The organism is Rhizobium rosettiformans W3, assembly GCF_004912135.1.
GTDB lineage: Bacteria > Pseudomonadota > Alphaproteobacteria > Rhizobiales > Rhizobiaceae > Allorhizobium > Allorhizobium rosettiformans.
Map to the genome: position 1 here is coordinate 126,724 of NZ_STGU01000002.1, position 19,767 is coordinate 146,490.

The window sequence follows — 19,767 nt, forward strand, 5'->3', positions numbered from 1 at the left end:
TTTCCCTGGGCTCTCGCCCTCTATCTTCGGTCGCTTTGCCCCTCATCCCCCTGCCGGGACCTTCTCCCCGCAGGCGGGGAGAAGGGGCAGAACGGTAACCGCGTTGCCCTTCTCCCCGTTCACGGGGAGAAGGTGGCGGCAGCCGGATGAGGGGCAGCTACCTAAGCGAAATCAGTTCAAGCCGGCGTCGGCACCAGAGACGTCGCCGCCTCCGGCACGTGCAGGCCGCATTCGCGCTTCTCGTCATTCTCCCACCACCAGCGACCCGCGCGCTCCGGCTCGCCGGGCTTGATCGCCCGGGTGCAGGGCTCGCAGCCGATCGAGGGATAGCCGCGCTTATGCAGCGGGTTGGTCGGCACGCTCTCGGCCTCGACGTAAGTGTTGATGTCGTCGAGCGACCAGTCGGCCAGCGGGTTAACCTTGATGAGGCCGCGCTCGGCATCGTATTCGGCAAAGGGCGTGGCAGCGCGATTGCCAGACTGGGAGCGGCGCAAACCGGTGATCCAGAAGCGGGCGCCGGAAAGCGCCTCCGCCAGCGGGACCAGCTTGCGCACATGACAGCAGGCATGGCGGGCTTCGACGCTTTCATAAAAGCCGTTCAGGCCGTATTTCGAGGCATAGGCGTCGATATCGTCCTGCTTCGGGTAGAAGCGCTTGATCGCGATGCCGAAGCGCTCTTCCGTCTCGGCGATCAGATCGACCGTCTCCTTGAAGAGGCGGCCCGTCTCCAGGGTGAAGACATCGATTGGCAGGCCGGCAAGCCCGATCGCGGCCGTGATCACCTGGTCTTCGATGCCCAGCGACGTCGTGAAGACGGCGCGGCCATCAAGACCGGCGACGATGCGCAGGCGCTCGGTGAGGTTTGCGGAGGCGAGTTGCTGGTCCAGTGCTCTGGCCAGATCTGCGGCGGTGGTGACAGTCATCATGGAATCCCTGCTCAGTGGCGCCATTATCCGGCAAGAGCAGGGAAACGGACAGAAATCGACGTTCGCCCTGTCGCGGTCAAAGAGCAAATATCTCTCTTGCACGCGCGGATCGCGGCAATTCGTCCCCTGAGCGCTGAAATCACCCGTGGAACCCGGCGGTAAATTGCGCTATGGCCTGAACCCAAGAATGTGGGGCCGTTTCTGGCGGACGTTGACGATCGATGATCACACAGAAAGCCAAATATGCGCTGCGGGCGCTGACGCTTCTTGCCCGCGCCGAGCCGGGCGAGCCGATCCAGATCCCCGACATTGCCGATCAGCAGAAGATCCCGAAGAAATTCCTCGAGCAGATCATGCTCGATTTGAAGCGCGGCGGCATGGTGGAAAGCCGACGGGGAAAGCAGGGCGGCTATCTCCTGCTCCGGCCGGCAAGCGAGATCACCTATGGCGAGGTCCTGCGGCTGATCGACGGTCCGGTGGCGCCGCTTCCCTGTCTCTCGCTCACGGCCTATCGCCGCTGCGAGGATTGCGACGGCGAGACGGATTGTGAGATCCGTCGCGTCTTTGCCCGCGTTGCCGATGAGACCCGGGCCGTGCTGCTGACGACCAGCCTGGCGGATGCCGCGGCCGATGCGGGCGACGCGCCGCACTGAGCGCCGATCGAGGCGATCCCATCACCTGAAATACGCGCACAAAAAAAAGGCCCCGGGGCCGAAGCTCCGAGGCCCATCACGCACCCTTGGATCAGGAAGCGTTGGAGATGGTGCGGTTGACGAGGGTCACCGACTTGTCGGCATTGACCTTGTAGACTTCGCGAACGTCACGGCCGTCACCGTTGGCAAAGGTGTGGAAGAAGGTCGAACCGGCCGGTGCCTTTTCCAGCTGAACATTGGCGTTGTCATAGGTGATCGAGCCCGGGATCGGTTCAACGGCTGCAAAAGCGGCCGAGCCGGCTGCGAGGGAGATGAGGGCTGCAGAGATGATGGTCTTCATGGTCTTGTTCCTTTCAAGGGTTGGGGTGGCGGCGGCCTGGTTGGGGGAAGGGGGAGAGGGGAACCGAGCCGGCCGCCGAAGGGTGCGTCCTTTAGAGGCGCGTTGATTACGAAGCGTTGGAGACAGTGCGGTTGACGAGGGTCACCGTCTTGTCGGCGTTGACCTTGTAGACTTCGCGGACGTCACGGCCGTCACCGTTGGAGAAGGTGTGGAAGAAGGTCGAACCGGCAGGTGCCTTTTCCAGCTGGACGTTTGCGTTGTCATAGGTGATCGAGCCCGGGATCGGCTGAACGGCTGCAAAAGCGGCCGAGCCGGCTGCGAGGGAGATGAGGGCTGCAGAGATGATGGTCTTCATGGTCTTAATTCCTTGTGCGTTGTGTGTGGCGGCGGCTCGGGGCGGTGGAGAGGGGCCGAGCCTGCCGCTGGAGGTCTTCAGCGTCTTGGGAGGCGCGTTCGTTCAGGCGCTTCGGATTAGGAAGCGTTGGAGATCGTGCGGTTGACCAGGGTCACCGACTTGTCGGCATTGACCTTGTAGACTTCGCGAACGTCACGGCCGTCACCGTTGGAGAAGGTGTGGAAGAAGGTCGAACCGGCAGGTGCCTTTTCCAGCTGAACGTTTGCATTGTCATAGGTGATCGAGCCCGGGATCGGCTGGACGGCGGCAAAAGCGGCCGAACCGGCAGCAAGCGAGATGAGGGCTGCAGAGAGGATGGTCTTCATGGTCGTATTCCTTATCTTGAATTGAGCAACACCGCATGTGTTCAGCTCATGATTGTGGATATGGGTAGAGTTCTACCCGGGATCTCAGATCGTCTGGCGCGTCAGTCGTTCGCTACGGAACGGGAAACGAGGGAGACGGTCCGGTCTGCGTTCACCTGATAGATCTCGTGGACTTCGGATCCATTGGCGTAGAAGGTATGGAAGAAGTTCGAACCGGCGGGAGCCTGTTCGAGCCTCGGCTGCGCACCGCCATAGGTGATGGAGCCCGGGATTGGCTCGATCGCGAAAGCGGCCGAAGCGGCTGCGATGGTGGTCAGGAGTGCTGCTGCGATGGTCTTCATTTGCATGTACCTTTAGAACCTTGCGGATCGAACTGCTTGGTTCGATGAGTTGTATTTGGCGCAGGATGATTGGGATTACAATACCCCTTTGCGCACAATCGAACTGATTGGTTCGGTGAAAGTACCCGGTATCACGGGAGGCACTTGAAATTATGATTGAATGAAAACAGCGGGTTAGGCTGTCTTTTTGCCGTCATTTAACTATGACATACAACGATTATTTTTTATTTCTTTCCTTTTGTGACTGCTGTTTGAGGGCAGGAGGGGGTGGAAGAGGGCGCGGGGGAGGCCTGCTCTGGTCGCGCCGGGGCGCGAAACCGAAACGCTTCGCCACACAGTCTGCCCACCTCATCGCGACCCGCACCGCGGTCGAAGCGTTTCGCCGAAATCGCTCCTGATGAAAAACTTCGGCCACTTCCCCGTCTCAAGGCAGAACGACCATCGCGTCGACCACCCGTGGCAGGGAAACGCTTTTGCGAACTTCTCACCCCGCGTTGACTAAGATGACCTGTTCGGTAGTCTTAAATCGTTAACGCCAGAGAGGAGGCACAGACATGACGTGCATTGGGAAAAATCTTGCGGCGTTTCTCGTCGGATTGAGCCTGTCCACCGGCCTCGTGCTGCCGGCAGGGGCGGCGGAGCTCTTGAACGTCTCCTATGATCCGACCCGCGAATTCTATCAGGACTACAACGCAGCCTTTGCCAAACACTGGCAGCAGGAGACCGGTGAGACCGTCACCATCGACCAGTCCCATGGCGGCTCCGGCCGTCAGGCCCGCGCGGTCATGGAAGGTCTGGAGGCCGATGTCGTGACCCTTGCCCTGCAGAGCGACATCGACATCATCGCCGAGCGGGCGAAGCTACTCGCCCCGGACTGGCGCAACCGCCTGCCGAACAATTCCTCGCCCTACACCTCGACCATCGTCTTCCTGGTGCGCAAGGGCAATCCCAAGGCCATCCAGGACTGGGGCGATCTGGTGAAGGGCGACGTGCAGATCGTTACGCCCAACCCGAAGACCTCCGGCGGCGCTCGCTGGAACTATCTCGCCGCCTGGGCCTGGGCCAACAAGGAATTCGGCGGTGACCAGCAGCAGATCCGCGATTACATCGCCGAGATCTACCGCCGCGCTCCGGTGCTCGATACCAGCGCCCGCGGCGCGCTGACGAGCTTTGCCCAGCGCGAGATCGGCGACGTGCTGATCTCCTGGGAAAACGAGGCCTATCTCGCCGGCAAGGAATTCGGTGCCGACCAGTTCGACATCGTGACCCCGTCGCTGTCGATCCTTGCCGAACCGCCGGTCGCCGTCGTCGATGTCAATGTCGAGAAGAAGGGCACCCGCAAGGAGGCCGAGGCCTACCTCGACTACCTCTATTCGGCGGAAGGCCAGACCCTCGCGGCCAAGCACTTCTACCGTCCATCGCGCCCCGACCTCGTGCCGGCAGGCTCCGGTCCGGAATTGCCGAAGCTCGACCTCGTCACCATCGACGATCCGCTCTTCGGCGGCTGGGCCAAGGCGCAGCCCGAGCATTTCGGCGAAGGCGGCGTCTTCGACCAGATCTACCGCCCCTGATGGGCGGCTCCTCCCGAGAGAAGAAGGCGGCTCGCCAAGGGCCGCCTTCTTTGCTTTTGGCCGCAGAGGGAAGTGCAGCGCGCGGGCCTGTGGCCTTCCCGGTGTTGCCCTGCAGCAGGCTTTCGGCTAAACGAGAGCCATCCACAAGGACCCGGTGAAACTCCGGGTGGCTCTTCTGGCCGCCGATCCGTCAGACAACACAGCAACGCAACCATCCTCTTTTCCTGGCCCGAGACCCGCTCGGACCGTTGCAACAACTGTGAAAAATCAACAATGCAAAGCTTTACCAATTACCGCCGCGAGTGGTTCTCCAACATCCGTGGCGATATCCTCTCGGGCATCGTCGTCGCACTAGCCCTGATACCGGAAGCCATCGGCTTTTCCGTCATCGCCGGCGTCGACCCCAAGGTCGGCCTCTACGCCTCCTTCGCGATTGCCTGCGTCACCGCCTTTGTCGGCGGCCGTCCCGGCATGATCTCGGCCGCCACCGCTGCCACCGCCGTCATCATGGTGACGCTGGTCAAGGAACACGGCCTGCAATATCTCTTCGCCGCCACCATCCTGATGGGCGTGATCCAGATCCTCGCGGGCTATCTGAAACTCGGCCGCGTCATGCGCTTCGTCTCCCGCTCGGTCATCACCGGCTTCGTCAACGCGCTCGCCATCCTGATCTTCATGGCTCAGCTGCCGGAGCTGATCGGCGTGCCGGGCTTGACCTATGCCATGATCGCCGGCGGTCTCGCGATCATCTACCTCTTCCCCTATGTCACAAAGCTCATCCCGTCGCCGCTGGTTGCCATCATCGTCTTGACGACGCTCGCCTGGTGGACCGGCATGGACCTGCGCACCGTGGCGGATCTCGGCGAACTGCCCTCGACGCTGCCGGTCTTCCTCCTGCCGGACGTGCCCCTCAATCTCGAGACGCTGCAGATCATCCTGCCTTACTCCGTGACCCTTGCCGCGGTCGGCCTCTTGGAATCGCTGCTGACGGCCCAGATCGTCGACGACATGACGGACACGCCGAGCAACAAAAGCCAGGAATGCATCGGCCAGGGCACCGGCAACATCGCCTCGGCCCTGATCGGCGGCATGGGCGGCTGCGCCATGATCGGCCAGTCGGTCATCAACGTCAGTTCGGGTGGCCGCGGCCGTCTCTCCGCCTTCGTTGCCGGCGCCTTCCTGCTCTTCCTGATCGTGGTGCTCGACGATCTCGTCCGCATCATCCCTATGGCAGCGCTGGTTGCCATCATGATCATGGTCTCGATCGGCACCTTCTCCTGGCGCTCGATCCTCGATATCAGGCGCAATCCCTGGCAGTCTTCTGTGGTCATGCTGGCAACCGTCGTCACGGTGGTCGCGACCCACGACCTCGCCAAGGGCGTCATCGTCGGCGTGTTGCTCTCCGGCATCTTCTTCGCCGGCAAGGTGGCCAAGCTCTTCCGCGTGACCCGCCATGCCGACGAGATCACGGGCGCGGTTACCTACCGCGTCACCGGCCAGATCTTCTTCGCCTCGGCCGAGAGCTTCATCCATGCCTTCGACTTCTCCGATGAAGCCCGCAAGGTGATCATCGACGTCAGTGCTGCCCATCTCTGGGACATCACCGCTGTCGGCGCGCTCGACAAGATCGTCCTGAAGTATCGCAAGGCCGGTATCGAGGTCGAGGTTCTCGGCTTCAACGAGGCAAGCGCCGACATGGTCGACCGCTTCGCCCTGCACGACAAGGACGAGCGGCTCGCCGCCAGCGCTGCCTTGCACTGAGCTGTCTTGCACTGAGATGAAGGGCCGGGGGCGCCGTTCGAATTGGCGCTCCCAGCCTTCTTACCGCGCGATCAAGCAAAGGTGACGTCGAAAAGCCGGGCCGGCGCACTACTCTTGCAGGTGTGTCCCAACCTGGAGAATGATCATGAACCGCGCAGTCTCCCCCGCCATGCCTGTCCTTGCCACCCTTGCCGGCGCCGCCCTGTTCGCCGGCGCTGCCCTGTTCGCCGGCGCTGCCATGGCCCATCACGGCTGGTCCTGGGCCGAAGCAGACCAGATCGACCTGACGGGCAAGATCACCGCGATCTCCTTTGCCCCGCCGCATCCGACACTGGAACTCGACACAGCCGACGGCGCCTGGCGCATCGAGCTCGGCAATCCCAACCAGACCCAGCGCTCCGGCTTCGTCGAAGGCGTCGTTGCCATCGGTGACGAGGTCACCGTGCGCGGCAATCGCTCCCTCGATCCGGATGAAAAGCGCCTGAAGGCCGTGCGGGTGATTGTGTCGGGCAAGAACTACGACATCTATCCGAACCGCATCGTCACCAACTGACCGGCATGGAGTGGCTGGCAATCCTCACGGCACCCGTGGGCCAGGCGCTCATCCGCTGGCCCATTCTCTACATCTTTGCCAATGCCAGCCACATCCTCTCGCTCGCCATGCTGATCGGCGCGAGCGCCCTCCTCGACCTGCGCCTGCTCGGCGGCCTTGCCCGCCTGCCGCTCGCAGAGACGGCGGTCACCCTGTCGCGCGCGGCGGCCCTGGCCTTGGGCGCAACCATCCTCACCGGCGCGCTGCTCTTTACCGTCCGCCCGCTCGAATATGCCGACAACACCGCCTTCCTGATCAAGATCGGCCTGGTGTTCCTCGGCACGATGAACGCACTCGCCGTTCGGGCCTCAGGGCCTTGGGCAGCCCTGATAGCCGGCGCCAGCCCAACGCCGGCGCTGCGGCTTGTGGCATCCGCATCGCTGGCCATCTGGCTTGCCGCCCTGCTTGCCGGCCGCTGGATCGGCTTTCTCTGAGGCAGCCATCCGCCTCGGACCAGACGCCCGGGTTTCCCCCTAAAATGACAATCGTCAGATCATTGCGCTTGCCGCGGGCAGTGCTACTCTCATCCCGTTGTTTCGGGGGATTTCAACATGCCACAATTGTCTATCTGGTATTTCCGCACGGCCATTCTGTTCCTGATCGCCGGCATCTGTCTCGGGCTCTACATGTCGATCACGCACCAGTTCGAAGCGACCGGTGCCCATGCGCACATCAACCTGCTCGGCTGGGTGACGATGGCGATCTTCGGCATCTACTACGCGCTGAACCCGATCCAGGCCGCAAGCCGCGTCGCGAAGGTGCAGTACATGCTCTACACGGCAGGCATCCTCGTCATGGGCCCGTCGCTCTTCCTGATGCTGAGCGGCAACCAGGCGCTGGAACCGATCGTCGCCGTGTCCTCGCTGGTCACCTTCGCCGGTGTGCTGCTCTTTGCGGTGATCCTGTTTACGCGTCGGGCTTAAGGGGCAGGGGCGCTTCCGGCTGCCACCGCAAAAGCGCCTCCAACCCCACAGGCGTCAACCCATAGACGCCTCGTTCCACGCGTTCGAACCAGCCATAGACATTGCCCTGCAGGATCTTGGCCGCCTCCGGCACATGGTCGCGGATCTCGCGCACCTTGAGCGGGCCGGCCTTGAGTGCCGCTGCACAGCCCAATGCCTGCTGGCGATAGGCGGTCATCAGTGGCGTTCGCGTGCTGCCGCCGACGGCAGGGTCGCCCTTCCGCTTCTGGTGTTCGCGCATCAGCCGCGACCGCCGTTTCGGATTGGTCCGCGGCATGGGCGTGACGGAGCCGACGATCACGCTGACCTCGCCGCGATCCGAAATGCCGAGCATGCCGATCCCGAGCCGCCGGCAGAGGTCGCGGTAGCGTTTGTCGCTCTCGCGGCCCCGGCGCTTGGCCGAGACACGGGCGGCGATCCAGACCTCGTCGGCGATCGAAGCGCGATCGACCGCCTGCAGGATGAGTTCGAGATTGAAGCTGAGCTTCAGTTCGCACACGACGAGGAGCGTCGGATCCCCGTCGCTCACCCCCACCACATCGCAGCCGCCGACTTCACCCTTCACGGTATAGCCGGCGCCTTCGAGGAAGGCTTTGACGGGTTGGTAGAGTGAAGTTTCCATGCCGTTCCAGGATTCGGGTTGCGGATCGGTCCGACACCTACCGCGCTTCGTCCCCGCGCGTCACCTCTAAAGCGTCCGTGATGCCCGCAGGAAACGGGTGGCTCGTCCCCCTTCATCGGGTGCATGCTGACGCTCAAGCTGCAAGGAGACCCCAGCATGAACCCCGATCCGACCGAAGACCCTCGATGGCAGGCCATCGCACGCCGTGATGCAGCCATGAACGGCCGCTTCGTCTATGGCGTTTTCTCGACCCGCATCTTTTGCCGTCCGTCCTGCCCGTCGCGTCCGGCGGGGCCGCAGAGCCTCACCTTCTTCGAAACGGCAAAAGCCGCCCGTGAGGGCGGCTTCAGGGCCTGTCTGCGCTGCTGTCCCGACGAGCCGGACAGCGCCCCGGTCGATGACCCCGCCTAGACGAGGAAGATCGAGATAATCGGAAAGGCCGTCAGCAGAATGATGCGGAAGACGTCTGCGGTGATGAAGGGGATGATCCCCTTGTAGGTCTCACGGATTGGCACGTCGCGCGCCATCGCCGATATGATGAAGAGATTGAGCCCCACGGGTGGCGTGATCATCCCGATCTCGGCGACCATCAGCACCAGGATGCCGAACCAGATGGCGAAATGCTCCGGGCTCATGCCGAAATCCATGGCCGTCACGATCGGGAAGAAGATCGGGATCGTGAGCACGATCATGGAGAGCGAATCCATGATGCAGCCGAAGATGATGTAGAGAAGCAGGATGATGATCAGCACCGTCATCGGCGCAAAGCCCTGCGCCGTCACCCATTCCGCGCCCACCTGCGGCAGACGGGAGAAGGCGAGGAAGGAGTTGAACACCGAGGCACCGAGAATGATGAAGAAGATCATGCCGGTCGAAACTGCCGTCTCCTTGAAGCAGTCGAACAGCGACTTGCGATCCAGCCCGCCATTGACGAAGGCGACAAGCCCGGCACCGGCAGCACCCACAGCAGCCGCCTGGGTCGGCGTGAACCATCCGAGATAGATCCCGCCGACGACCGCAAAGAAAATCGCAACAACCGGCCAGACGGCAATCAGCGCCGGCACGCGATCCTTCCACGGAATGCGTGCGGCATGGCCCGCCGATTCCGGCTTCAGCCGTACATAGATGGCGATGACAACGAGATAAGAGATCGCCGCGATAATGCCCGGCACGAAGGCGGCGAGGAAGAGCTTGGCGATGTTCTGCTCGGCAAGGATCGCGTAGATCACCAGCACCACCGAGGGCGGGATCAGGATCCCGAGCGTACCGCCGGCGGCAAGCGAGGCCGTGGCAAGGCCGCCGGCATAGCCGTTGCGCTTCAGTTCCGGCAGCGCCACCTGCGCCATGGTTGCGGCCGTGGCAAGCGACGATCCGCAGATCGAGCCGAAGCCGGCAGATGCGCCGATCGCAGCCATCGCGACGCCGCCCTTGCGGTGCCCTAGAAAGGCCGCCGCCGCATTGAACAGCGCCTGGCTCATGCCGCCGCGCGCCGCAAACTGGCCCATCAGCAGGAAGAGCGGAATGATCGACAGCGAGTAGTTCGCATTCGTGTTCCAGGCGAGCACCTTCATCTGCGCCAGAACGGGCGTCCACCGGTCAAGCACCAGATAGGTGCCGACAACGCCGGTGGCGAGCATGGCCGCCCCGATCGGCACCCGCAGGAAGATGAGCAGAATGAGGACGGGGAAGGACCAGAGTCCGATTTCAATGCTGCTCATCAATGGGCTCCCATCGCAGCGACAATGGTCTTGCCGCGGCGCATGTCACGGATATCGGCAGCGATCACGAAGAGGCAGACGATCACATTCACAACGAGAAGGGCAAGCGCGACCGCAAAGCCCCACCACACCGGCATCAGGAGCAGCGGCGTGGTTTCACCATTGCCGATCTTGTCCATCGTGCCGACGGCATGGCGCCAGGTGACGAGCCCGATCAGCACGGCGATCACGATGTCGCCGATCAGTTGGGTCCAGTTCATCGCTTTCGGGCCGAAGGCGGAGATCAGGATATCGACGCCCACATGGCCGCGCTTCAGCTGGCAATAGGGCAGGAAGGCGAAGACGGCGAGGCCGCACAGCGCCTCGACCAGCTCGATCTCGCCGGGCAGGGGACGCAGGGTCAGCCCCCCGAGGATCGAGGCCACGGTCAGCCCGCAGGCGACGACGAGACAGAGGCCGCCGAACAGGACCAGGCTCGCGGCAAGCCCATGGCAAGCCCGCTCCAGTCTGTCGAAGCCGGTGGAAGAGGCAGTCGCCATCAAGAAGTCCTCTGGTAGGCTCAAAAGGTCCGGGCGCCTTCCGACAAGCGCCCGGACAAGTCGGGGAGGTTATTGCGTGTTCGCCTGGATCAGGGCCAGCGCGTCATTGTAGAGCATGGTACCATCGAGGCCCTTGCTGTCCATCTCCGCGATCCAGGCCTTGGTCACGGCCTCGCCGGCGGCCTTCCAGCGCGCGGTCTCGGCTTCGTCCAGCGTGATGATCGTGTTGCCGGCCTTGTCGGCAATGTCCTTGCCGCGCACATCGCCCTCATCCATGGCCTTGCCGAAGAGACGGGCGAGTTCCTTGCCGGAATTGTCGTCGATCACCTTCTTCAGGTCGTCGGGCAGAGCATCGTAGCTGTCCTTGTTCATCGCAAAGACGAACGTGCCGGTGTAAAGGCCGGTGGATCCGGAAAAGCCGGTATGGTTTGGCGCAAGCTCGGCGATCTTGATCGCCGGCGTCACTTCCCACGGAACGACGGAGCCGTCGATGACGCTCTTCGACAGGCTTTCCGGCACGGCGGTGACCGGCATGCCGACGGCAGAAGCGCCCATGGCTTCGAGCATCTGGTTGACCACCTTCGACGTGCCGCGCAGCTTCAGGCCCTGCATGTCTTCAAGCTTCTGCACGGGCTTGGAGGCGATGGTGTGAATGAGGCCCGGACCATGGGTGTGGACTGCCAGGACATGGTAGTCGGTGAGCTCGTCCGTCAGATGCTTTTCGGCATATTCCTGGAAGGCGACCGAGGTTGCTTCCGCCGTGGTCACCATGAAGGGCAGTTCGAAGGCTTCCGACTTCGGGAAGCGGCCGGGCGTGTAGCCGAACAGGGTCCAGGTGAGATCGACGACGCCGTCCTTGACCTGGTCGACGAGGTCGGACGGTTTTCCGCCGAGCTGCATGGCCGGGTAGAGTTCGACGGCGATGCGGCCTCCGGAATCGGCCTGGATCTTCTCGGCCCAGGGGGCCAGCACCTTGGCAGGGATGGTCGCCTGCGGCGGCAGCATCTGGTGCAGCTTGAGAGTAACATCCGCAGCAAAGGCTGCGGCTCCGGTCAGGCAAAGTGCAGCACCGGACAGTCCGGCGATCAGAAATTGGCGCAACATGAATTCCTCCTCCCATGTTTTGTCAGCTTGGAAAGTCCCCGGCTCGAGGCGTCGAAGCGATCACAATCATGACCTGGAGTCATGTAAAGTTCGCGTCACCTGGCTCCTCACTCCCACCCGGCAGACCTTTCCTTGTCAGTTATGATTACAGAAGGGATGCAGGCAGGCAAATAATTATGTAGCCGGAACCCATAACCAAATCTGTATGGATCGCCGCCCTCAAGCCTCGACCGAATGCGGCCTGTCATCAGCTCTTCCCCGGCGCATCCCAAGCCTGTCATGCCGTCGGGCCTTGGCGGCACTTTCATCAGCGGTTATAGCTCGCGCTTTCCGCCCGGTCATGAAGATGCGGGGCGAGCTTGTGTCGATCTGCAAGGATGATCCTGAATGCGCTTTCCGACCGTTGACCTATCTCAGACGTCGCGTCGGCTGCTTGTGGCCTTCAGCCTGGTGTCGGCTGTCGGCCTGACATCCTGCGCCGGGCGTCCGGGACCGGAAACGCTCGGCACCGTCGCCCTGAACGACTATCAGCCGAGCCGGGTCGAAACGCTTTACAGCGTCACCACGCGTGATCGCGCGGAGCCGGGCACGAATGTCTTCACCACGACCCGGACGCGCGAGCCGAACTACGCCAGTTTCGACATCTCCATCCCGCCGAACCACAAGCCCGCCAATATCGAATGGCCAAAGCCTGGCCGCAAACCCGATCCGAAGACGGATTTCGCCGTGGTCTCGCAGTCGGTGCTGGATCGCGCTGCCCTGCTGCAGGCCGTGCGGACGCAGGACAAGGCGCCACCCGTCGTCTTCGTCCATGGCTACAACTACAATTTTCAGGAATCGCTCTTCCGCCTCGCGCAGCTGAAGACGGACAGCAATCTCGACGGCACGCCCGTGCTCTTCTCCTGGCCTTCGCTCGCCGCCCTGCCGGCCTATGTCGCCGACAAGGAATCCGCCACCTATTCCCGTGATGCGCTTGCCAATCTCCTGAGTGACATGACCCGCGCCCGCAACGGCCAGGTCGACGTCTTCGCCCACTCCATGGGCGGCTGGCTCACCATGGAGGCGCTGCGCCAGCTCAGGCTGGAGGGCAAAGGCGACGTGCTGAACCGGCTGCGGGTGATCATGGCCGCGCCCGACATCGACGAGGGGGTCTTCACCGCCCAGCTCGACGTCATCGGGCGGATGCGCACACCCATCACCGTTCTCGTGGCGCCCGATGATCGCGCGCTGCAGGTCTCCAGTTTCCTTGGTGCGGGCAACCGCGTGGGCGCGCTCGACGCGCGCAATCCGGAAGTGGCCGAAGCGGCCAAGCGTCATGGTGTCGCAATCATCGACATCTCCTCGCTGGAGCCGACGGATGTCACCAACCACAACCGCTTCTTCGACGTGAAGCAACTGGCCACGACCCTGAGCAAGCCCGCCGCCGCAGCCACGATCGGTGATGCCGGCGCCTTTGTCCTGGATGCCGCGGCACAAACCGTCTCGAGCCCGTTCTCTCTCGCCGCGCGGGTTCTCCGCCGCTAGACCTCGGACCGAATCCTCCATCTCGGCATCTTCTCGCCTTGCAAGGCTGGCTTGCATTTCCTCGGCTTGACCGTGACGGAATTTGCGTGTCTTGCGCAATTTATACGCTGGTTTACCGACTCGTTTACTCCTTGGTGTCACAAGCTTCGGTCCATGCATGGACGCTAATAAGCGTTCGATCCCCTTCAGTTCGTGGTCCGGTTCATGGCTTCTTCTCTGTCCGATGCCGAAGCGGCTGCGCCTGCGCTCGCCGTAGGTCGCGCCAAGCCTCTTTCGATCGTTGCTTTATCCCTCGTTCCGAAGCTCGTATTGCGTGCCCCGCGAACGGGATTGGTGCTTACGGCGCTCGCCGTCCTGGCATTGCTCGGTGCTGTTCTGGCGGAGGAAAGCCTGCTGAAGTTCGGCTGGGGCCTGGTGCTTGCCCGCCACGGCATCGATGCGACCGAAGGCACGCTCGGTCTGTCCATGGTGCTCGGCGTCATCGCCTCGCGCGGCCTCGTCCGCTTCCCCCGCCGCAGACGGGAAACGGAAGACGAGACGGCCGATGATCTCGCGCGCGCCATCGCGCTCCTGCCGCAGCAGGAAAACGCCAGCGCCGGCCTCGTGCGTCTCGGCGACAAGCGCATCCTTTTCTCCGATTGTGGCCAGGGCTTCATCATGTATGCGCGCCAGGGCCGCTCGCTGGTCGCGCTCTTCGACCCCGTCGGACCAAGACATCTCTGGGCGCCGCTGGTCGAAAAATTCGTCGCGGAAGCACGCCGCAGCCGCAGCCGCCCGGTCTTCTACCAGGTCTCCGCCGATTTCCTGCCGGTGGCCGTCGACATGCGCCTGCAGGCGCTGAAACTCGGCGAACAGGCCATCGTCGATCTTACCCGCTTCTCGCTGGCCGGCGGCGATTGGGTGAAGCTCCGCCGCTCGATCAACCGCGCCGAACGCGATGGTCTCTGCTTCGAGCTCGTGTCCGCAGACGCCGTGCCCCCAATGCTGGACCAACTGCAGGCGGTATCAGACGCCTGGCTGTCTGCGCACCAATCCGGAGAAAAGGGCTTTTCCCTCGGCACCTTTGACCGCGCCTATGTGGCCTCCGGCCCCGTCGCCGTCATTCGCCTCGAGGGCCGTATCGTCGCCTTCGCCAGCCTGATGACGGCTTCCTCTGATGGAGATGCCTTCATCGATCTCATGCGCCATGTGCCGGGTGTGCACCGGGGCATGATGGATCTGCTCTTCGTGAAGATCATGGAGACGCTGAAGGCGGAAGGGTTTCGCACGCTCAACCTCGGCATGGCGCCGCTGGCCGGGCTATCCGATCACAGCCGCGCCCCGGCCTGGAACCACGTCGCCCGCCAGATCTTCGACCACGGCGAGCGCTTCTACAATTTCCGCGGCGTGCGCGCCTTCAAGGAGAAGTTCGATCCCGACTGGCAGCCCCGCTATCTCGCGGTCCCCGGCCAGGGCCTGCCGGTCCTCTCGCTGATCGATGTGACGCTCCTGATCGGCGGCGGTCTGAAGGGCCTGATGCGCAAATGAGCGGCGTGATCGCCAAGACGCGCCACAGCCACCTGCACAGGCTCGTTGCCGCAGGGGCCTTGGCCCTGCCGCTCGTGACCGGCGTCGCAGCCGCATCGAGCGCAGACGGCATCGTCAGCCTGCCGCAGGATCGCATCGTCGCCCCGGATGACGGCAATATGGGGGGCGTCGTTGTCATCATCTCCGACGCCAATGGCTGGGATGGCGCCGAGCAGGCCGCGCTGGAGACGGTCGTTCACGCCGGCGCAGTCGGTGTCGGCGTTGATCTGACGACGTGGCGCGCCGCCCTCTCGCGTGAGACCGAACGCGACTGCCTCTTCCTGCCGGCCGATATCGAACGCCTGACGCGACGATTGCACCGCAGCCACAAGGCCGATTTCTACCGTCCGCCGCGCATCCTCGGCTTCGGCGAGGGAGGAGCGCTCGCGCTGGCCATGGCGGCCCAGACCCCGAACGGGAGTTTCGCGGAGACGATTGGAGAAACGGTCGCCGTCGATCCGACCGAGGCGATCGCGCTGCCGAAGCCGCTTTGCACGCCGGCCCCGCGCCGCGAAACGCCCGAGGGGACGTCCTACGGCCTGTCGCCCGGCAGCCTGCCCAATCCGTTGCGTGTGGTCTTCTCCTCGGCCGCCAACAAAGCGGCACGAAACCATGCGCAAGAGCTGAAATCGAGCCATCCGGATGTGGTGATCGCAGAGGGGGAGGGCGGTGCCGCGCGCATCCTCTCCGCCGAAGCGTCCGACCTCGTGGCCCGGCTGACCCCGGCTGATGAGGCGCTGGATCTTCCCCTGGTCGAAGACATCGTCGAGCCTGAACACGATACCGTCGCGATCTTCTATTCCGGCGATGGCGGCTGGCGCGAGATCGATCAACGGGTCTCGGCCCGACTGAACGAGAAGGGCGTGCCCGTCATCGGCGTCGACGCCCTGCGCTATTTCTGGAGCGAGAAAAGCCCCGAAGCCACCGCCGCCGACCTGAGCGCGATAATCGCGCACTACCGCAAACGCCTCGGCGTCTCCAAAGTCATCCTGATCGGCTATTCCTTCGGCGCCAACATCCTGCCCAAGGTCTATGGCCTCCTGCCCGAGACGGACCGCACTTCGGTCACGCTCCTTTCGCTGCTCGCTCTGTCCCACCAGGCCGATTTCGAGATCGTGCTGGGAAGCTGGGTCGGCGTGACCGGCCCCGCCAAACACGGCGATCCTGTCGACCACCTGGCCGAGGTTGAGGCCTCCAAGGTCCAATGCGTCTACGGTCAGGAAGAAGAAGACAGCGGCTGCCCCGCGCTGGAGCCCCGCGCAAAGCAAGGCCTCCAACTCATCCCCCGCCCAGGCGGTCACCATTTCGACGAGAATTACGAACTGGTGGCGGATCGGATACTCGAGCGGATCGTCGGACGGTGACCTAGTGGAAGGCCCGCACAACGCGCGCCGCGCGACATGAAGCCCATCACCGGTCGCTGGTTTCCCAGCGTGGGTTGATCCAGGGTTCCTGGTTGGACCGGGGGAGCGGCGTGTTGCCGAGGATGTGATCGGCGGCCTTCTCGCCGGTCATGATCGAGGGACCGTTCAGGTTGCCATAGGTCAGCCGCGGGAAGATGGAGGAATCGACGACACGCAGGCCGTCGACGCCGATCACCCGGCATTCCGGATCGACGACGGCCATCGGATCGTCCTTGGCGCCCATCTTCGATGTGCCGCAAGGGTGGTAGGCGCTTTCCAGATGTTCGCGCAGGAAGGCATCGATCTGATCATCCGTCTGCACGGTCTCGCCGGGCTGGATTTCCGGTCCGCGGAAGGGGTCGAAGGCTTTCTGGCCGAAGATCTCGCGCGTGAGCCGCACGCAGTGGCGGAACTTCACCCAGTCTTCCTCGTGGCTCATATAGTTGAACTGGATGACCGGATCGGCCATCGGATCGGGCGAGCGCAGCGTCACGGCGCCGCGTGACTTCGAGTGATTGTAGCCCACATGCACCTGGAAGCCGTGGCTCTTCGCGGCCGCCTTGCCGTCATAGGAGATGGCGACCGGCAGGAAGTGGAACTGGATGTCGGGCTGCTTGACGCCGGGGGCGGAGCGCACGAAGGCGCAGCTCTCGAACTGGTTCGAGCCGCCGAGCCCGGTGCCGGAGAACAGCCATTGCGCGCCCGCCACCCCCTGCCAGAACCAGGGCAGCCAGGAATACAGCGAAACGGGTTTCGTCGAGACCTGCTGGAAGTAGAATTCCATGTGGTCCATGAGATTGGCGCCGACCCCCGGCCGGTCTGCCTTCACCTCGATGCCCATGTCCTTCAGATGCTGCGCCGGACCGATGCCGGAAAGCATCAGGAGTTTCGGCGAGTTGAAGGTCGAGGCGGAAACGATGACCTCGCGATTGGCCTTCACCACCTCGATTCTGCCGTTGCGCTCGATCTCGACACCGGTGGCCCGGCCGTTTTCGAGGACGATTCTGCGGGCAAAGCAACGTACAAGCTCCACATTGCCCCGCTTCATGGCGGGCTTCAGATAGGCATTGGCGGCAGACCAGCGCCGCGAGCGCCAGATGGTCTGCTCCATCAGGCCAAAGCCTTCCTGCTTCTCGCCGTTATAGTCTTCAGTCGTTTCGAACCCAGCCTGCTTGCCCGCTTCGACAAAGGCGCGCACCAGAGGATTCTTCGCCGGGCCACGCTGGACATGCAGCGGCCCGTCAGTGCCACGCCAGCCCTCCTGGCCGCCATGCGAATTTTCCATGCGCTTGAAGTAGGGAAGCACGTCTGCATAGCCCCAGCCCTTGGCGCCACTCTCTTCCCAGCGGTCGAAATCATCGGCCGAGCCGCGCACATAGACCATGCCGTTGATCGAGGACGACCCACCGATCACCTTGCCACGAGGTGCTGTGATCCGCCGATTGTTGAGGTTCGGCTCGGGCTCGGAGAGATAACCCCAGTTGTAGCGCTTCATGCTCATCGGCCAGGCCAAGGCCGCCGGCATCTGGATGAACGGCCCGACATCCGATCCGCCATATTCCAGCACCATGACGCTGTGCTTGCCGTCTTCCGACAGTCGATAAGCCAGCGCCGAACCGGCCGAGCCGGAGCCAATGATGATGAAGTCTGCGTTCTGCATGCCTATCCCCAAAACAAACTGTTTCTACTGCCCATTCCAGCTCTCGTTATCGACCCCTTAACAGGAGAGCTGAGCCGGCGCCGGCGGCGTCTCAACACCCTCCCCTTGAGGGGGAGGGTCGGCACGCAGTGCCGGGGTGGGGTGATCCTAGGAATGGACAACCTCAAGAAGGTCACCCCCACCCGCGCGTGCCGCGCGACCTCCCCCCTCAAGGGGGAGGTAAAAGCTCAATACGGCGCCTCGCACTTGCCCATGCCGACATAAACCGTCTTCAGCTCGGAATAATGTTCCAGCGCCGCTGCCGAGTTCTCGCGGCCGAAGCCCGACTGTTTCGAGCCGCCGAAGGGGATTTCGACCGGGCAGAGATTATAGGTGTTGATCCAGAGCGTGCCGGCTTCCAGCTGATCGACCACGCGGTGCGCGCGGGAAAAGTCGGCTGTGAAGACACCAGCCGAGAGACCGAATTCGGTGGCATTCGCCCGTTCGATCACCTCCGCCTCGTCCTCGAAATCGAGCACGCACATCACGGGCCCGAAGATCTCTTCGCGCGCGATGGTCATGTCGTCGGTGACATCGGCAAAGACAGTCGGCTGGATGTAGAAGCCTTCACCCGTGACGCTGTTGGGAATGCCGCCGCCGGTCACGAGCGTTGCGCCCTCGGCCTTGCCCTTGTCGATATAGGAGAGCACCTTTTCGCGCTGCGCGAGCGACACCATCGGCCCCATCTGGGTTGCCTCGTCCTGCGGATCACCGATGACGATGGCTTCCGTGCGCGCCTTCAGGCGGGTGAGGAAGGTCTCCTTGATCGCCTTGTGCACGAAGACGCGCGTGCCGTTCGAGCAGACCTGGCCGGTCGAATAGAAATTGCCCAGCATGGCGCCCGAGATCGCGCTGTCGACATCGGCATCGTCGAAGACGACGAGCGGCGACTTGCCGCCGAGTTCCATGGTGACATGCTTAAGTTGGCTGGCAGCCGCCCCCGCCACCTTGCGCCCCGTCGGCACGGAGCCGGTCAGCGACACCTTGGCGACATCGGGATGGCTGACGAGCAGTGGCCCGGTCTCGCGATCCCCCTGGATGACATTGTAGACACCCTTCGGTGCGCCGGCCTCGATCAGGATCTCGGCGATCTTCAAGGCGCCGAGCGGCGTCACTTCCGAGGGCTTGAACACCATGGCATTGCCGGCGGCGAGTGCGGGTGCGCCCTTCCAGCAGGCGATCTGCTGCGGATAGTTCCAGGCGCCGATGCCGACGACCACGCCGAGCGGCACGCGTTTGGTATAGGCCCAGTCGCCGCCCAGCGGGATCTGGCTGCCGTTCATGGCAGTTGCGATAATGCCGCCGAAGAATTCGAAACTGTCGGCGCCCGACGACGGGTCGGCGACGATCGTCTCCTGGATCGGCTTGCCGGTGTCGAGCGTCTCGAGCTCGGAAAGCTCGCGATTGCGCTCGCGCATGATCTCGGCGGCCTTCTTGAGCACGCGGCCCCGTGCGGCGGGGCTCCAGGACGCCCATTCCTTCTGCGCTCGCTTGGCAGACGCGATCGCCTTTTCGATGATCTGAGGCGTTGCCGCATGCAGCCTGGCGATCACCTCGCCGGTGGCGGGATAGATGCTTTCGATAACGGTGCCGTCGGTATCCTCGACATACTCGCCATCAATGAAGTGGGAGGCCTGTGGTTGAGCTTTCATGTCCTGTCTCCAGACGGGTGGTTTCTCTCCACCTCCCCCTTGAGGGGGGAGGTCGCCGCGGAGCGGCGGGTGGG

At 63.4% G+C, this 19,767-nt stretch carries 21 protein-coding genes and 1 other annotated feature; of the genes, 10 read left to right on the forward strand and 11 right to left on the reverse strand.

From position 1 onward, the window contains the following. Window positions 1-176: 176 nt before the first annotated feature. On the reverse strand, window positions 177-923 hold the full coding sequence (locus FAA86_RS03810; RefSeq protein ID WP_136538454.1) for a phosphoadenylyl-sulfate reductase: 747 nt from the start codon (window positions 921-923) through the stop codon (window positions 177-179). Window positions 924-1,147: 224 nt separating this feature from the next. On the opposite strand from FAA86_RS03810, the gene FAA86_RS03815 reads away from it, so the two are divergent. Continuing rightward, window positions 1,148-1,579, forward strand: coding sequence for an RrF2 family transcriptional regulator (locus tag FAA86_RS03815; RefSeq protein WP_113458383.1), 432 nt, complete (start codon window positions 1,148-1,150; stop codon window positions 1,577-1,579). Window positions 1,580-1,670: 91 nt separating this feature from the next. On the opposite strand, the gene FAA86_RS03820 is transcribed toward FAA86_RS03815, so the two are convergent. The 4 genes from FAA86_RS03820 to FAA86_RS03835 form a co-directional block, all read right to left on the reverse strand. Further along, window positions 1,671-1,919: a hypothetical protein gene (locus FAA86_RS03820; protein WP_113460868.1), complete on the reverse strand. Its 249-nt coding sequence runs from the start codon at window positions 1,917-1,919 to the stop codon at window positions 1,671-1,673. A 106-nt stretch (window positions 1,920-2,025) separates the two neighbouring features. Beyond that, window positions 2,026-2,274 (reverse strand): hypothetical protein, encoded by a 249-nt coding sequence (locus FAA86_RS03825; protein WP_136538455.1) that lies wholly within the window; start codon window positions 2,272-2,274, stop codon window positions 2,026-2,028. A 116-nt stretch (window positions 2,275-2,390) separates the two neighbouring features. After that, window positions 2,391-2,639 (reverse strand): hypothetical protein, encoded by a 249-nt coding sequence (locus FAA86_RS03830; RefSeq protein WP_136538456.1) that lies wholly within the window; start codon window positions 2,637-2,639, stop codon window positions 2,391-2,393. Between the two features lie 101 nt (window positions 2,640-2,740). Beyond that, window positions 2,741-2,980 (reverse strand): hypothetical protein, encoded by a 240-nt coding sequence (locus FAA86_RS03835; RefSeq protein WP_136538457.1) that lies wholly within the window; start codon window positions 2,978-2,980, stop codon window positions 2,741-2,743. A 554-nt stretch (window positions 2,981-3,534) separates the two neighbouring features. Here FAA86_RS03835 and FAA86_RS03840 point away from each other — a divergent pair. From FAA86_RS03840 to FAA86_RS03860, 5 genes are all read left to right on the forward strand, one after another. Next, the gene (locus tag FAA86_RS03840; protein WP_136538458.1) at window positions 3,535-4,551 is read left to right on the forward strand and encodes a sulfate ABC transporter substrate-binding protein; all 1,017 of its coding nucleotides are present in this window, start codon (window positions 3,535-3,537) and stop codon (window positions 4,549-4,551) included. A 144-nt stretch (window positions 4,552-4,695) separates the two neighbouring features. Further along, window positions 4,696-4,751 (forward strand) — a sequence feature (sul1 is cis-regulatory element that is thought to sense ions involved in sulfur or methionine metabolism; They are found in Alphaproteobacteria). A gap of 73 nt (window positions 4,752-4,824) precedes the next feature. After that, window positions 4,825-6,312, forward strand: a complete 1,488-nt coding sequence (locus tag FAA86_RS03845; protein ID WP_136538459.1) for a SulP family inorganic anion transporter — start codon at window positions 4,825-4,827, stop codon at window positions 6,310-6,312. Between the two features lie 145 nt (window positions 6,313-6,457). After that, complete coding sequence (locus FAA86_RS03850; RefSeq protein ID WP_377344371.1) at window positions 6,458-6,865, forward strand: DUF6152 family protein; 408 nt, start codon at window positions 6,458-6,460, stop codon at window positions 6,863-6,865. A 5-nt stretch (window positions 6,866-6,870) separates the two neighbouring features. Next, window positions 6,871-7,338 carry a DUF6644 family protein gene (locus tag FAA86_RS03855; RefSeq protein ID WP_136538460.1) on the forward strand — a complete coding sequence of 156 codons (468 nt, stop codon included), beginning with the start codon at window positions 6,871-6,873 and terminating at the stop codon, window positions 7,336-7,338. Window positions 7,339-7,455: 117 nt separating this feature from the next. Next, a complete protein-coding gene (locus FAA86_RS03860; protein WP_136538461.1) occupies window positions 7,456-7,827 on the forward strand; it encodes a hypothetical protein in 372 nt (123 codons plus the stop codon). On the opposite strand, the gene FAA86_RS03865 is transcribed toward FAA86_RS03860, so the two are convergent. Further along, on the reverse strand, window positions 7,811-8,488 hold the full coding sequence (locus FAA86_RS03865; RefSeq protein WP_136538462.1) for a DUF2161 domain-containing phosphodiesterase: 678 nt from the start codon (window positions 8,486-8,488) through the stop codon (window positions 7,811-7,813). The two genes, FAA86_RS03860 and FAA86_RS03865, sit on opposite strands and share 17 nt — an antisense overlap. Window positions 8,489-8,644: 156 nt before the next feature. Here FAA86_RS03865 and FAA86_RS03870 point away from each other — a divergent pair, with 156 nt between their 5' ends. After that, on the forward strand, window positions 8,645-8,899 hold the full coding sequence (locus tag FAA86_RS03870; RefSeq protein WP_281281682.1) for an Ada metal-binding domain-containing protein: 255 nt from the start codon (window positions 8,645-8,647) through the stop codon (window positions 8,897-8,899). Here FAA86_RS03870 and FAA86_RS03875 read toward each other — a convergent pair. The 3 genes from FAA86_RS03875 to FAA86_RS03885 all read right to left on the reverse strand — a co-directional run bounded on the left by FAA86_RS03875 (window position 8,896) and on the right by FAA86_RS03885 (window position 11,849). Then, window positions 8,896-10,206, reverse strand: a complete 1,311-nt coding sequence (locus tag FAA86_RS03875) for a TRAP transporter large permease (RefSeq protein ID WP_136538464.1) — start codon at window positions 10,204-10,206, stop codon at window positions 8,896-8,898. The genes FAA86_RS03870 and FAA86_RS03875 overlap by 4 nt on opposite strands. After that, entirely contained in the window at window positions 10,206-10,745 is a 540-nt protein-coding gene (locus FAA86_RS03880) for a TRAP transporter small permease (protein ID WP_136538465.1), read from the reverse strand. The genes FAA86_RS03875 and FAA86_RS03880 overlap by 1 nt, the downstream gene beginning before the upstream one ends. Before the next feature lie 69 nt (window positions 10,746-10,814). After that, window positions 10,815-11,849, reverse strand: coding sequence for a TRAP transporter substrate-binding protein (locus tag FAA86_RS03885; RefSeq protein ID WP_136538466.1), 1,035 nt, complete (start codon window positions 11,847-11,849; stop codon window positions 10,815-10,817). Between the two features lie 387 nt (window positions 11,850-12,236). Here FAA86_RS03885 and FAA86_RS03890 point away from each other — a divergent pair, with 387 nt between their 5' ends. The 3 genes from FAA86_RS03890 to FAA86_RS03900 all read left to right on the forward strand — a co-directional run bounded on the left by FAA86_RS03890 (window position 12,237) and on the right by FAA86_RS03900 (window position 16,303). Next, on the forward strand, window positions 12,237-13,373 hold the full coding sequence (locus FAA86_RS03890; protein WP_183954583.1) for an alpha/beta hydrolase: 1,137 nt from the start codon (window positions 12,237-12,239) through the stop codon (window positions 13,371-13,373). A gap of 204 nt (window positions 13,374-13,577) precedes the next feature. Next, entirely contained in the window at window positions 13,578-14,900 is a 1,323-nt protein-coding gene (locus tag FAA86_RS03895) for a phosphatidylglycerol lysyltransferase domain-containing protein (protein ID WP_210309808.1), read from the forward strand. Then, complete coding sequence (locus tag FAA86_RS03900) at window positions 14,897-16,303, forward strand: AcvB/VirJ family lysyl-phosphatidylglycerol hydrolase (RefSeq protein WP_136538468.1); 1,407 nt, start codon at window positions 14,897-14,899, stop codon at window positions 16,301-16,303. Before FAA86_RS03895 ends, FAA86_RS03900 begins: the two co-directional genes overlap by 4 nt. A gap of 46 nt (window positions 16,304-16,349) precedes the next feature. On the opposite strand, the gene betA is transcribed toward FAA86_RS03900, so the two are convergent. Both betA and betB read right to left on the reverse strand, forming a co-directional pair. After that, entirely contained in the window at window positions 16,350-18,002 is a 1,653-nt protein-coding gene (gene betA, locus FAA86_RS03905; RefSeq protein WP_136538469.1) for a choline dehydrogenase, read from the reverse strand. Window positions 18,003-18,229: 227 nt separating this feature from the next. Continuing rightward, a complete protein-coding gene (betB, locus tag FAA86_RS03910) occupies window positions 18,230-19,693 on the reverse strand; it encodes a betaine-aldehyde dehydrogenase (RefSeq protein WP_136538470.1) in 1,464 nt (487 codons plus the stop codon). Between the last annotated feature and the right edge of the window lie 74 nt (window positions 19,694-19,767).